Below are 13,996 nucleotides of genomic sequence, written 5' to 3' on the forward strand. Positions count from 1 at the left end.
TCTCGGGGACGGCCCCAAACTGCTATTTAAGTTAAGGAGCCTGATATGTCCTGGATAATTCTTTTGATTGCCGGTTTGCTCGAAGTGGTATGGGCGATTGGCCTGAAATATACCCACGGCTTTACCCGCCTCACACCTAGCATCATTACCGTAACGGCAATGGTTGTCAGTATTGCGCTGCTCTCCTGGGCGATGCGAACGCTGCCAGTCGGAACGGCCTATGCTGTCTGGACGGGTATTGGTGCCGTAGGCGCGGCAATTACCGGCATCCTGCTGCTGGGGGAGTCCGCGAGTCTGGCGCGCATCGCCAGCCTCGGGTTAATCGTCGCGGGGATTATTGGGTTGAAACTCAGCACGCATTAATGAGGCTGTTCGACCCAGATTAATTTAGTGACATCAAACCCTTGCCGGGTCGCGACATCAAGCATCTGCTGTTTCATTTCTGCTGAAATGGTCGGTGTGCGAGCGAGGATCCACAGATAGTCGCGATCCGGCCCACACACCAGCGCGTGGCGATATTCCTTGTCTAACGCAATCACGTTATAGCCACCGTAGAATGGGCCGAAGAAAGAGACTTTGAGCGCGGCGCGGCTTGGCTCACCGGTAAAATACGCCTGCCCAATGGTTTGTTGCCACATTCCGCGCTCAGGGTTGTACCCGCGGTTTATGACCTGGATCCCGCCATCGTCCATCATGCTGTATGTCGCAGTAACGCGCTGTAAGCCTCGTTCGAATCGGTGATCTAAACGCGCTATCTCATACCAGGTACCCAGATAGCGTTGAGCTTCGAATGGACTGACGACGGTGACCCCAGGAGGCGGGGTAGGTGAGCTACAGGCTACCACTAAAAACGCGGCTGTCACCGCGGCGATAACAGGCAAAATGCGCATAGAAGTTTCCTTGCTGTTTTTTGGTTAAGTGTAGATGACAGCAAGGAAAAAGTGGGCAAATCGTTATTTCAGGGCGTCCAGAATTCGGTACGCAGCTTCGACACGCGCCGTGTTCGGATAGCTTTTGTTTGCCAGCATCACGATGCCGATATTCTTTTCGGGAATAAAGGCAACATAGCTACCAAAGCCACCGGTTGATCCCGTCTTATGCACCCATGATGCCTGTACTCGCGGTGTTGGTGGGGTCATTGCCATCACTGTCGACGGTGCCAGTGCAATCTGGTTATCACTGCCGTCTACGATCGTTTTGGCTGCTACAGGCCAGTTCAGCATCTCCCAGCCTAAGCCCTGATACATCTCACCGATTTGCCAGTAGCGCGATTGTGCCAGCACAATCCCCTGTTGCAGGGTTTTGTCTTTCACTTGTGCCGGGTTGATGTTGGCTTGAACCCAGCTTGCCATATCTTCAATCGTGGTTTTCACACCGTAGGCTTCTGCGTCGAGCAGGCCTGGCGAAACGTGCACCGGCTTGCCGTCACGATAGCCCCATGCATAGCGCTTCTCTTCCGTGGCCGGGACGTTAATCCAGGTATGGTTCAGCTTTAACGGCTGGAAAACGCGCGTTGTCATGGCTTCTTCAAAATCCATACCTGAGGGTTTAACCGCCAGCGCACCAAACAAGCCAATGCTCGCATTAGCGTAAAGACGTTTAGCGCCAGGTGCCCACTGTGGCTGCCAGTGTTGATAGAACTGAAGCAGCGCCGCTTGATCGGTAACTTCATCCGGCACCTGCAACGGTAAACCCCCAGCGGTGTAGGTTGCCAGATGCAGTAAGCTAATCCCTTTCCACTGCTTGCCCGTTAATTCAGGCCAGTATTTTGTCGCCGGATCGCTAAGTGCGATGTCTCCACGCGCAATGGCGTCGCCGCCCAGTACCCCCGTGAAGGTTTTGCTCACGGAGCCTAGCTCGAATAAAGTGTGTTGGTTGACGGGCTGGTCACTCGCGAGATCGGCTTTCCCATAGGTGAAATAATGTGGGCGTCCCTGGTAAATCACGGCGACGGCCATGCCCGGAATAGCCTGCTCTTTCATCAAGGGGGCAATAATCTGGTTTACCGTATCGGCAATTTGTTTATCGGTCTGTTCTGCGGCAAACGCGGTGCAGGAGGCAGTGAGAAGCAACGCGCAGCAAAAGGATTTTTTCATCGATATCGTCTTCCATAAAAAAGCCCGCCGGAATGGGCGGGCCGGATGAAGGCGAACAATATCAGATTGTGACGACGGCAACCAAGGTGACGACCGTCAGAATGGACGCCAGACCGTAGAATACCCATTTGCCGTTTGGCACGTGGATTTTCAGGTCATGCATCGCGTGATGAATACGGTGCAGACCCAGCCACAGCGGCAGGACAATCATCAAGAAGATAAACACACGACCGATAAAGCTACTCGCAAATGCGAGCACGCGCTCATAGCCCAGTGCTTCTCCCGGGAACAGACCCAGCGGTAGTAAAATGGCGACAAGCAGAATAATGACCGGTGCGACGATGGCGCTCCACATGCCGCCTGCGCCAAACAGGCCCCAGAATACCGGCTCGTCAGAGCGTTTTGGATTTGGATTAATCACAATGGTCTCCTTACCAGAACAGTGCGACAAACAGAACGACCACGGTCACTACCACAGTCACCGCCCAGAGCCCTTTAATAACCGGCTCTGGCCCCATTTTTTCACCTTTAACGATGATATTCGCGGCTTTTGGCGCCAGTTCAAACCAGGTTTTGGTATGTAACAGGGCGGCAGCAAGTACGATCAGATTCAGAATCACTATGACTGGGTTTTGCAGGAAGCCCACAAAACTTGCCCAGGTTTCTGGACCGTGTTTGAGCGCGAATACGCCGTACATCAGCTCAAGGCTGAACCAGACCGCCGGAACTGCCGTGCCTTCACGCAGCATATAGAAGCGATAAAACGGCAGGTTCTTCCACCAGGTGGACGGCATTGGCCGCACGTAGGCTTTGCGTTTAGTCGTCATCATGCACTCCTTAGCGTGGTTTCAGGGTGGCGATAAGAAAGTCTTTCGAGCTTTCCACTTTACCCTGCTGAATAGCGGCGGCCGGGTCGACGTGCTTCGGACAGACTTCGGAGCAATAACCCACAAAGGTACAGCTCCATACGCCGTTCTGGCTGTTAAGCTGCGCCATACGTTCTTTTTTGCCGTGGTCGCGGCTGTCTTCGTTATAACGATGCGCCAGGGTGATGGCTGCCGGGCCGATAAACTCCGGATTCAGACCAAACTGTGGGCAAGCTGCATAGCACAGGCCGCAGTTGATACAGCCGGAGAACTGATGGTATTTCGCCATTTGCGCGGGGGTCTGTATGTTCGGCCCTTGATCTGGCGTGCGTGGGTTACCGATGATGTACGGCTTAATCGCTTCCAGACTCTCGATAAAGTGGGTCATATCGACCACTAAATCGCGCTCGATTGGGAAGTTGCCCAGCGCTTCAACCTTCATACCTTTTGTGTATTCACGCAGGAAGGTCTTACAGGCCAGCTTTGGCACTTTGTTGACCATCATGCCGCACGAACCACAAATCGCCATACGGCAGGACCAGCGATAGCTCAGGTCTGGTGCCAGGTTGTCTTTGATGTAGCCGAGCGCATCCAGCAGGGAAGTTTGCTCGTCGTACGGGACTTCATAGAAAGCGCTGTGCGGTGCGGCGTCCACTTCCGGGTTGTAGCGCACCACTTCGACTTTCAGTTTTTGCATCTCAGCCATTGGTCTTCTCCTTCTTCTCGGCTGCTTCCGCTTCTGCACCGTACACACGTTTTGCTGGTGGAAGCGTAGTGATCTTCACGTCGCTATAGTCAAGACGCGTGGTACCGTCGGCATCGCGATAAGCAAGGGTATGCTTAAGGAAATTGACGTCGTCACGCTCGGTGCAACCTTCGTCCAGACGCTGATGCGCGCCGCGAGATTCTTTACGTGCCAGAGCAGAATGCGCCATACACTCAGCGACGTTAAGGCCGTGCCCCAGTTCGATAGTGTAGAGCAGATCGGTGTTAAACACGCTGGAGGTATCGGTTATCCGCACGCGCTTGAAGCGCTCTTGCAGCTCTGCCAGTTTGTCGACGGTTTTTTGCATCAGCTCCGGTGTGCGGTAGATACCGCAGCCTTCTTCCATCGAAAGCCCCATTTCATCGCGGATCTTCGCCCAGTTTTCGTTGCCTTCCTGGTTGACCAGCGACTTCAGGCGTTTTTCGATATCGGAAACTTGTGCATCCAGTGCCGCACCGTTAGCTTCACCCATCGTTGCAGCACGTTCCATGGCTTTCTCACCGGCCATACGGCCAAATACGACCAGTTCTGCCAGTGAGTTCGAACCAAGGCGGTTTGCGCCATGCAGACCCACGGAGGAACATTCGCCAACCGCAAACAGCCCTTTGATGCGGGTTTCGCACTGTTGGTCAGTTTCGATGCCGCCCATGGTGTAGTGAGCCGTTGGACGTACCGGGATCGGTTCTTTCACCGGATCGACGCCCACGTAGGCTTTCGCCAGTTCGCAAATAAACGGTAAACGTTCCAGCAATTTCTTCTCGCCCAGATGGCGCAGATCGAGATAGACCACATCGCCGCGTGGCGTTGAGATGGTGTTGCCTTTACGCCACTCGTGCCAGAAAGCCTGAGATACTTTGTCGCGTGGACCGAGTTCCATATATTTGTTTTTCGGCTCGCCAAGCGGCGTTTCAGGACCCATACCGTAGTCTTGCAGATAGCGATAGCCATCTTTATTGACCAGGATACCGCCTTCGCCACGACAGCCTTCCGTCATTAAAATGCCGGAACCTGGCAGGCCGGTCGGGTGATATTGGACGAATTCCATATCACGCAGCGGAATACCATGGCCGAGCGCCATGCCCATGCCGTCACCGGTGACGATGCCGCCGTTGGTGTTATAACGGTAAACACGTCCCGCCCCGCCGGTTGCCATCACAACGGCGTTGGCGCGGATCTGCATCAGCGTGCCTTCCATCATGTTCATGGCGACCAGGCCGCGTGCTTCACCGTTATCGACCAGAATATCCAGTACGAAGTGCTCGTCGAAGCGCTGAATTTGCGGGAACTGCAGGGAAGTCTGGAAGAGGGTGTGCAGCATATGGAAGCCGGTTTTATCTGCGGCAAACCAGGTGCGTTCGATTTTCATCCCGCCAAAGCGGCGTACGTTCACGCTGCCATCTTCACGGCGGCTCCACGGACAGCCCCACTGTTCGAGCTGTGCCATTTCAGTGGGACAATGATGCACAAAGTAATCAACGACATCCTGTTCGCAAAGCCAGTCGCCCCCGGCAACCGTGTCGTGGAAGTGGTACTCAAAGCTGTCATGATCCTGCGCGACGGCGGCGGATCCTCCTTCTGCGGCAACCGTGTGGCTGCGCATTGGGTAGACTTTGGAAATCAGCGCGATTTTAGCATTCGGATTAGCCTGCGCTGCGGCAATAGCGGCGCGTAATCCCGCACCGCCAGCGCCTATTACGACAAGATCGGCTTGAAAAGTGTGCACGACATTCCTCCAGGTTTTTGTAATTTCGCAATGCGATGACCTTAACGACGTTCACCTGCCCGAGGGCTATTGCGAAAGAGAATCCACTGCTCCTTTATGGGTAAACAGTATAACCGTATGGATGTGGGGGAAATTTGACGTGTTCGATTTTTTTGCTGTTATGTCTGCGGATTTATCATCGTGATTGATGAATTGCGTCACGAAACGGCATCACTTGCTGAATCGAGAAATTTTAGTGTGCAAAATTTGTCACTCCCTGTACGAACGAGTAGACTTTGCGCCCTTGTCTGAATCTGGAGAAATACCCATGAGCGAAACGGCCACCTGGCAGCCGAGCGCGTCCATCCCTAACCTGTTAAAACGTGCGGCAATAATGGCGGAAATCCGTCGTTTCTTTGCCGACCGTGGCGTACTGGAGGTGGAAACGCCGTGCATGAGCCAGGCGACGGTAACCGATATTCATCTGGTGCCGTTTGAAACCCGTTTCGTTGGGCCGGGGCATTCTCAGGGAATGAATCTGTACCTGATGACCAGCCCGGAGTATCACATGAAGCGCCTGCTGGCGGCTGGCTGTGGCCCGGTCTACCAGCTGTGTCGCAGCTTTCGTAATGAAGAGATGGGGCGTCATCACAACCCGGAATTCACCATGCTGGAGTGGTATCGCCCGCACTACGACATGTATCGCCTGATGAATGAAGTGGACGATTTGCTGCAACAGGTGCTGGATTGCGCCGGTGCGGAGACGCTCTCCTATCAGCAGGTTTTCCAGCGTCATCTGGAGATCGATCCGCTGTCGGCGGATAAAACGCAGCTGCGTGAAGCAGCAGCGAAACTGGATCTCAGTAACGTTGCGGATACGGAAGAAGACCGAGATACATTGCTGCAACTGCTTTTTGCCTTTGGCGTTGAGCCGCAGATTGGCAAAGATCGTCCCACCTTTGTTTATCACTTTCCGGCAAGCCAGGCGTCGTTGGCGCAGATTAGCACCGAAGATCACCGCGTGGCTGAACGCTTCGAGGTCTATTACAAAGGTATTGAGCTGGCGAATGGTTTCCACGAACTGACGGATGCTCGTGAACAGCAGCAGCGTTTCGACCAGGATAATCGTAAGCGCGCGGCGCGCGGATTACCGCAACAGCCTATCGACAACAATCTGCTGGACGCGCTAAAAGCGGGCTTGCCCGATAGCTCCGGCGTAGCGCTAGGTGTAGATCGTCTGGTGATGCTGGCGCTGGGCGCTGAACAACTGGCTGATGTCATTGCCTTTACGGTCGATAAAGCCTGATAACGTGCCGGGTGACCCCGGCGCGTAGATGCTCCCTTCACGGAGGGGAGCACTGGCAATTTTCCTTTCCATTTCTCATTTTCCGCACGAATAACTGCCACTTTCTTTGTACACAGGTCAAATTCCTGGTTTGCCCCTCATAGCCACAATAATCATCCGGTCTTCTGCTAACATCCGCGCAGCTAAATTTCCTTACGGATGGTTATATGACCCAATCACTAAAGAAGATGACCCTCACCGGGCTCATCCTGATGATTTTTACTTCTGTTTTCGGCTTTGCCAATAGCCCCTCGGCATTCTACCTGATGGGCTACAGCGCCATGCCGTTCTACATCATTTCTGCTTTGCTTTTCTTTATACCGTTTGCGCTGATGATGGCGGAAATGGGCTCGGCGTACCGTAAGGAAGAGGGCGGGATCTATTCGTGGATGAATAACAGTATCGGCCCACGCTATGCCTTTATCGGTACGTTTATGTGGTTCTCGTCCTACGTGGTGTGGATGGTGAGTACCGCAGCGAAGGTGTGGGTGCCGTTCTCGACGTTTCTGTTTGGGGCGGATCAGACGCAGGTCTGGTCATTTGCGGGCCTGAGTTCTACACAGGTGGTGGGGCTTCTGGCGGTAGGCTGGATGGTGGTAGTGACGCTGGTGGCATCGAAAGGCATCAATAAGATTGCCCGCATTACCGCGGTGGGTGGCATTTCGGTGATGTGTCTCAATCTGGTGCTACTGCTGGTGAGTATCGCTATCCTGTGCCTGAACGGCGGACATTTTGCGCAGGAGGTGAATTTTGTTGCTTCGCCGAATCCGCATTATCAGTCTGGACTGGCGATGCTGTCGTTTGTGGTGTTCGCTATTTTTGCCTATGGCGGGATTGAAGCGGTCGGTGGGCTGGTCGACAAGACCGAGAACCCGGAAAAGAACTTTGCCAAAGGGATTGTTTTTGCAGCGATTGTGATTTCAATCGGTTACTCGCTGGCGATTTTCTTGTGGGGCGTGAGCACTAACTGGCAGCAGGTACTCAGCAATAACACCACCAATCTCGGCAATATCACCTATGTGCTGATGAAAAGTTTAGGCGTGACGCTGGGGCAAGCGATGCACCTGACTCCAGAAGCCGCTGTGGCGATGGGGGGGTGGTTTGCGCGCATTACCGGCTTGTCGATGTTCCTTGCTTACACTGGGGCCTTCTTCACGCTGATTTACTCACCGCTGAAAGCCATTATTCAGGGGACACCAAAAGCGCTGTGGCCAGCGCCAATGACTCATCTTAACTCAGCCGGAATGCCCGCCAATGCCATGTGGATGCAATGCCTGCTGGTCTCCCTGTTTATTCTGCTGGTCTCTTTTGGTGGCGGTACGGCATCGGCGTTTTATAACAAGCTGACGCTGATGGCGAACGTGTCGATGACGTTGCCGTATCTTTTCCTGACGCTCGCTTTCCCCTTCTTTAAGGCGAAACAGGATCTTGATCGCCCGTTTGTGATTTTCAAAACCCGAGCATCAACGTTGCTGGCAACCACGGTTGTGGTGATGGTGGTGGCGTTTGCCAACATCTTCACGGTGATTCAACCGGTCGTTGAAGCAGGGGACTGGAATAGCGCCTTGTGGATGATTGGGGGGCCTGTCTTCTTCTCTCTGCTGGCGATGGGGATTTACGAGAATTATCGCCGTCGCAGCGCCACGCTCGTGGTGGAAGCGGCTTAACTTCAAAAAGCCCCTCCCGCGAAGGAGGGGCTGGGTTTACAAACTACCTGGCTGGCGTTTTCTTGTTGCCGATGACAAGGTTCTGCCCGTCTTACGACCATCCAACGTGTCCAGACGCATCTGGAACGGTGGGAACGGTAAATCAATACCATGCTCGCGGAATCCAGCCAGTATCAGCTGGTGGATTTCGTGACGCAGCGGCATGCGGTGGCCCATTTCCGCAGCGTAGATACGCAGTTCGAAGATCTGAATCCCCTGCTGTAAATCGACGAGGAATACTTCGGGTGCCGGGTTGTCGATAACCAGCGAACAACGTTCCGCTGCGGTGTACAGAATTTGCGTCACCTCTTCGCTGTTGGCATCCGACGGTGCTGGCACGGTAAGCACCACGCGCGTCACGGAGTCGGACAGCGACCAGTTAATAAACTGCTCGGTAATGAATGCCTTGTTCGGCACGATGATCTCTTTACGATCCCAGTCGCTGATCGTTGTCGCGCGGGTATTGATCTTGGTGATGCTACCGGTCAGATCGCGGATCGTCACGGTATCGCCAATACGGATCGGTTTTTCAAACAGGATGATCAGGCCGGAGATAAAGTTGGCGAAGATCTCCTGCAAGCCAAAGCCTAGCCCGACACCGAGTGCGGCGACCAGCCATTGCAGTTTCGACCATTCGATACCAATCATCGAGAAGCCAACCAGAGCGCCCAATAGCAAAATCAGGTATTTGGTGATCGTGGTGATGGCATAGCCGGTCCCTGGCGTTAAATCCAGATGTTGCAGTAACGCCAGCTCCAGCAGGGCTGGGAAGTTACGTACCAGCTGCGTGGTGATAATCAGTACCAAAATAGCAATCAGCACGGCACCTAGCGTGATGGGCTCAATGCTTTCAACACCCTGAACCGTCGAGGTCGCATCCCATAGCGAGATGTTCTCCAGGAAGCCAAATGCGGAGTGGATTTCTGACCACAGGACAATGACCGACAGCAGCGCGATGAGCATCAGGATGGATCGTACCAGACGCAGGGACTGGGTACTGATGGCGTCGAGATCCAGTTCGACCTCGTCCACTTCCGTATTGCCTTCCGTGCTGCTGGTGGTGTGCGATTCTTCTTCACCGCGCGCACGCTGAGCGAGGATTTCGGCGCGACGATGTTTGGCTCGGTCAAAAGCCAGACGGCGGCGCTGAATCAGCATCCAGCGGCGAATGATGTGGTACACCACCAACAGTAAGAACCAAATGGCTACCGAGGTTTCCAGGCGTGCCAGCAGAGCCTGTGCGGTAGCAAGGTAGCCGACCGCCGCGGCCAAAATTGCCACTAGCGGAGCGCTGAGCAGCAGGTTCCAGAGCATGCGGTTAAACATATTCTCACCGCTGCCGGCCTTATCGACGTACAGCGGAATGCCTGCTTTTTTCAGGCTTAAGGTCACCAGAGCCAACGCGCCGCAAATCAACATAAAGCACAGCCGTCCAAGCGAACCGGAAAACTCACGGTCGTTCAGATTGTCGAACATGATCAGCGCCATAATCAGCGGCACGATAAATCCGATGCTCATCAGGTAATAACGCATTGCCCGCATGACGCGCTGGCGTGGCCAGGCAAAGTGGGTAATGAACAGGCCGTTTGGACGGGCAAAGGTGGCACAAATCATCACCACCCACAGCAGTGGCACCGTTGCGGTCACGCCATCACCAATCGCCACGGCCAGCGGATATGGCCAGGCTTCGCGTAGGCCGTACCCCAGCGTCATCCACAGTACCGGTAGTGGAGAGGCAACAAGGATTGACCAGAAAACGGTGCGTAGCGTCAGCCAGAAGTGGTCCTGCGTCACTTTACCCACCCGAGAACTCGAGCGCTCCAGGAAGCGAGTGAAGTGCCTGCGTGAATAAATACTAAAACCAACCAGAATCAGCGCGCCCATCAGGGGGAAGATAGTCTCTTTGCTGGTCAGAATCATCACCCCCGCTTTGCCCACCTGGCCCACAGTATCCAGCGAAATCAGACGACGAAGATCCTGAACGATATCAATCGGCCAGGAGATGGTCATCGGTCGTACATCCGAGGTCCAGAACAGATAGCGGTGTGTCGCCTCGTTCACCTCTTTCAGCGCATCTTCAAGCTGGCTGTTGGAGACTTTTAGCTTGGTCAACTCCAGGATCAGCGTGTCACCGCCCTGTAACAATGAATTGAGCAGTTCGCGCTGGGTACGGAGCTGTGCTTCCAGAATACGCGTTTGCTCGCTGGTTAGCGGCTGGCCGTCGGCCTGATGAAGCTGGCGAATTTGCGGCTGTTTGTTGAGCTGATCTTCGTAACGCAGACGCTGGACGCGCAGTTGCGCCATTTCGGTATCAAGCTGCTGCGGTTTTGGCATTTCTGGTAGACGGGCAACCTGAGCGCGTAACGCTTCACCCAGTAGATTTGACGAGCCCAGCCACTGTGACTGCTCGCGCAGGGTGTTTAGGGCCTGACGTACCTGTAAAGTTTGATTGGTCGCCTGTCGCTGTTGGGAGGCCACCAGATCCATACGCTGGGCCTGCTGATTCAGCGCTGCCGAAAGCTCACGGTTGACTTTGAACTGGTCGACGATACCTGCGGGCAGATTGTCGCTGTTCTCGGCGAGAAGCTCGGTGCTTTCAAGCGCGCGTTCCGCCTCGCGCTGGCGTTGGCTGTTTAACTGGTTACGCAGGGCCTGGAGGTAGGCATCGAGCTGTTCGCTCTGCTTTTGCGCCAGCTCCGAGCGCATACGCGCCAGCTCCTGACGGTTATTGGCAGACAGTTGCGCCAGTTCAAGTTCATCAACCTGAGCCTTCAGTTTGGCCGATTCGGCCTGCAGACTCAGATTTTGCGCCTGGTTTTGCGGAGTATTGCCGCTTTGCGTCCCAATGCGACGCTCCACTTCATTGAGCTGACGGCGGGCATCGGTTTGCTGTTGCGGTAGCTGGCTCAGCGAGTCAGCGATTTCACGCGCACGTTCCTGCTCCTGCTGGGCCTGTCGGCTTTTCTCCAGCAACTGGCTGCTGACCTGCAGTATTTCCTGATTCAGGGCGTCAGAGGTCATTCCGACAGGTGCTTCGCGCGGGTCGTTGCGAAGGTTGTTCAGCTGTGAGCGTAGGGTCTGCGAGAGTTTGGGAAAGTTGTCGATAACCTGCTGATATTGTTGAGTGCGCTCAAGCGAGCCTTTACGCTCGTCAAGCGCATTCAGCGCGGCCTGGAGCGACTCAACGGTTTCCGGCTGAGCGGGTTTTGCCGCCTTTGCCTGCTCCAGTTCCTGGGCTATCTGTTTGGCATCGGGGGCCGTCGCTGCGTACGCCCCCGTACTGAGGCACCAGGCCATCAGAAAAATGATAATCGGGCGCACGTCAGCGATCCTTCTTTGTTAGCTTTCGTCTTTCTTATCGTCAACCAGCGGGCTGGCATCGAGTTCGGCTTTGATTTCTTCTTCAGCCAGCGGTGCAGGTTCAGCAACGGGTGCCACAAAGGTCTCCGTTGATATCGCCAGCGGTTGACCAATCTTAGTTACCGACAGGCTTTCAAGCGATTCGACCAGATTCACTTTGCCAGGGGCAAACAGGTTAATTACGGTAGAACCCAGCTTGAAGCGTCCCATCTCCTGGCCTTTCAACAGCGCCACGGAGCCTTCACTCTCACCTGCAGGCCAGGTCCAGCGCTTGATCACACCTTCACGAGGTGGGGTGATGGTTCCTGCCCACACGGTTTCGATGCTGCCAACAATAGTAGCACCCACCAGAATCTGCGCCATTGGGCCAAATTCAGTATCAAACAGGCAGATGACGCGCTCGTTACGGGCAAACAGATTTGGGACGTTTTGCGCCGTGAGATGGTTCACGGAGAACAAATCGCCCGGCACGTAGATCATTTCGCGCAGGATGCCGTTGCACGGCATATGCACGCGATGATAGTCGCGCGGTGACAGATAAGTGGTGACAAACGAACCGTTGCGGAACAGATCCGCCATCAGATAATTACCTGCCAGCAGGGCTTCCATGCTGTAGTCGTGGCCTTTCGCCTGCAGGATTTTATCGTCTTCGATTTTGCCGAGCTGGCTGATAACGCCGTCGGCAGGCATCACCAGGACGTTCGGATCGGTATTCAGCGGGCGAACGTCATCACGCAGTGGGCGCACGAAAAAGTCGTTGAATGAGCGATAGCTGGCGGTATCCGGCTTTTGCGCCTCTTTCATATCGACTTTGTAGTATTTAACGAACAGATCGATAACCAATTTTGTTAGCCAGCCTGCTCGTTTGCTTGCGCCCCAGCCCGCCAGGCGGGTGAGCCATAGTTTCGGCAGAATGTATTGAAGCGAAAGTTTAAATGAGTTTAACAAGATAGCCTCCAGGCCATTGTTTTGTCGTTCCTGATCCGGCCAAAAGCGGCCGGAACCTGAAAAAAGGGGACGATTTTAGCGATGCTTAGCTTAGTTGTCAGTTATCAGAATCAGAAAAGTTTTTACGTGTTTTTACCTGGTCCATGCTTTCGAGAATGTGGTGATAATTATAGAAACGGGTTTCCGCTATTTTGCCGTTCTCGACCGCTTCGCGAATGGCGCAGCCAGGGTCGTTATCATGTTTGCAGTCTCGATACTTGCAAGCACCTAAATATTCATGGAATTCGACAAATCCGTTGAAGATTTGATCCGGTTCAAGATGCCACAAACCAAATTCGCGCACGCCAGGGGAGTCGATCACATCGCCACCGTGCGGGAAGTGATAAAGACGAGAGGCGGTTGTGGTGTGCTGGCCCAGGCCCGAATTGTCAGAAACCTCGTTAGTCAGGATCTCTTTCTGAAGGCCAAGCAAATTGTTTAGCAGGCTAGATTTGCCCACGCCTGACTGACCCGCAAAAATACTGATCCGGTCAGTAAGTGCCTCTTCGAGCGGTTGCAGGCCATCTTTTTTATGACTAGAAACCATCAACACGCGATAGCCAATATTGCGATAGATATCCATCTGTTCATTCACGAAATTCATGCCGTCGTCGTCCAACAGATCGGTCTTGTTAAGGACGATCAGCGGCTCGACTTCCAGCGTTTCGCAGGCGACGAGATAGCGGTCAATAATATTGAGCGAAAGCTCGGGTAAAATCGCCGATACAATGACGATTTGATTAATGTTGGCAGCGATCGGCTTGACGCCATCGTAGAAGTCGGGGCGTGTCAGGACGGACGTACGTTCGTGAACGGCTTCAACGATCCCTTTTACTTTCACCCCTTCGGCTGCGCCTTTACCTGGGCGCCATACGACGCGGTCGCCGGTCACCAGCGAGCGGATAGTGCGACGGATATTGCAGCGGTGAACACCACCGTCTGCGGCCTCCACGTCGGCATGCATACCGAAACGGCTTATCACTACGCCTTCAGTCGGTTCGCCAAACAGGTTGTCGTCATAATCGGGTTTCTCCGAAGTGGTTTTAAGACGGCGCTCGTGGTTGGCGTTGACGCGGCGCTGTTGCCCTTTGGAGAGTTTATTTTTACTCAATCGTGCTGACTCCTGGTCGCCCGTCTCGGGCAAAACCTCTATGATACACACTAATTA

12 protein-coding genes are annotated in these 13,996 nt (G+C 54.2%); 3 read left to right on the forward strand and 9 right to left on the reverse strand.

Going from position 1 to position 13,996, the window contains the following annotated elements; genetic code table 11:
- Nucleotides 1-45: 45 nt before the first annotated feature.
- Nucleotides 46-363: a quaternary ammonium compound efflux SMR transporter SugE gene (gene sugE, locus AC6EMZ_RS19710; RefSeq protein WP_498404441.1), complete on the forward strand. Its 318-nt coding sequence runs from the start codon at nucleotides 46-48 to the stop codon at nucleotides 361-363.
- Here sugE and AC6EMZ_RS19715 read toward each other — a convergent pair.
- The 6 genes from AC6EMZ_RS19715 to frdA form a co-directional block, all read right to left on the reverse strand.
- Complete coding sequence (locus tag AC6EMZ_RS19715; RefSeq protein WP_498404442.1) at nucleotides 360-890, reverse strand: lipocalin family protein; 531 nt, start codon at nucleotides 888-890, stop codon at nucleotides 360-362. The two genes, sugE and AC6EMZ_RS19715, sit on opposite strands and share 4 nt — an antisense overlap.
- A 63-nt stretch (nucleotides 891-953) precedes the next feature.
- Entirely contained in the window at nucleotides 954-2,096 is a 1,143-nt protein-coding gene (ampC, locus tag AC6EMZ_RS19720; protein WP_498404443.1) for a CMY2/MIR/ACT/EC family class C beta-lactamase, read from the reverse strand.
- Nucleotides 2,097-2,157: 61 nt separating this feature from the next.
- Nucleotides 2,158-2,517 carry a fumarate reductase subunit FrdD gene (gene frdD / locus AC6EMZ_RS19725; RefSeq protein WP_498404445.1) on the reverse strand — a complete coding sequence of 120 codons (360 nt, stop codon included), beginning with the start codon at nucleotides 2,515-2,517 and terminating at the stop codon, nucleotides 2,158-2,160.
- A gap of 10 nt (nucleotides 2,518-2,527) precedes the next feature.
- A complete protein-coding gene (frdC, locus tag AC6EMZ_RS19730; RefSeq protein WP_498404484.1) occupies nucleotides 2,528-2,923 on the reverse strand; it encodes a fumarate reductase subunit FrdC in 396 nt (131 codons plus the stop codon).
- A 10-nt stretch (nucleotides 2,924-2,933) separates the two neighbouring features.
- Nucleotides 2,934-3,668 (reverse strand): fumarate reductase iron-sulfur protein, encoded by a 735-nt coding sequence (gene frdB, locus AC6EMZ_RS19735; RefSeq protein WP_498404446.1) that lies wholly within the window; start codon nucleotides 3,666-3,668, stop codon nucleotides 2,934-2,936.
- The gene (frdA, locus tag AC6EMZ_RS19740; protein ID WP_498404447.1) at nucleotides 3,661-5,451 is read right to left on the reverse strand and encodes a fumarate reductase (quinol) flavoprotein subunit; all 1,791 of its coding nucleotides are present in this window, start codon (nucleotides 5,449-5,451) and stop codon (nucleotides 3,661-3,663) included. The genes frdB and frdA overlap by 8 nt, the downstream gene beginning before the upstream one ends.
- A 307-nt stretch (nucleotides 5,452-5,758) precedes the next feature.
- Between frdA and epmA the strand changes: the two genes are divergently transcribed.
- Both epmA and yjeM read left to right on the forward strand, forming a co-directional pair.
- Nucleotides 5,759-6,736, forward strand: coding sequence for an elongation factor P--(R)-beta-lysine ligase (gene epmA / locus AC6EMZ_RS19745; protein WP_498404449.1), 978 nt, complete (start codon nucleotides 5,759-5,761; stop codon nucleotides 6,734-6,736).
- A 206-nt stretch (nucleotides 6,737-6,942) separates the two neighbouring features.
- Nucleotides 6,943-8,442: a glutamate/gamma-aminobutyrate family transporter YjeM gene (gene yjeM / locus AC6EMZ_RS19750; protein ID WP_498404450.1), complete on the forward strand. Its 1,500-nt coding sequence runs from the start codon at nucleotides 6,943-6,945 to the stop codon at nucleotides 8,440-8,442.
- A 36-nt stretch (nucleotides 8,443-8,478) separates the two neighbouring features.
- Here the strand turns inward: yjeM and mscM are convergent, their stop codons facing one another.
- The 3 genes from mscM to rsgA all read right to left on the reverse strand — a co-directional run bounded on the left by mscM (nucleotide 8,479) and on the right by rsgA (nucleotide 13,939).
- Nucleotides 8,479-11,802: a miniconductance mechanosensitive channel MscM gene (mscM, locus tag AC6EMZ_RS19755; protein ID WP_498404451.1), complete on the reverse strand. Its 3,324-nt coding sequence runs from the start codon at nucleotides 11,800-11,802 to the stop codon at nucleotides 8,479-8,481.
- Between the two features lie 18 nt (nucleotides 11,803-11,820).
- On the reverse strand, nucleotides 11,821-12,789 hold the full coding sequence (asd, locus tag AC6EMZ_RS19760; protein ID WP_498404452.1) for an archaetidylserine decarboxylase: 969 nt from the start codon (nucleotides 12,787-12,789) through the stop codon (nucleotides 11,821-11,823).
- A 97-nt stretch (nucleotides 12,790-12,886) separates the two neighbouring features.
- The gene (gene rsgA / locus AC6EMZ_RS19765; RefSeq protein WP_498404453.1) at nucleotides 12,887-13,939 is read right to left on the reverse strand and encodes a small ribosomal subunit biogenesis GTPase RsgA; all 1,053 of its coding nucleotides are present in this window, start codon (nucleotides 13,937-13,939) and stop codon (nucleotides 12,887-12,889) included.
- Nucleotides 13,940-13,996 lie beyond the last annotated feature (57 nt).

The organism is Enterobacter sp. SCRI0065 (genome assembly GCF_059766475.1).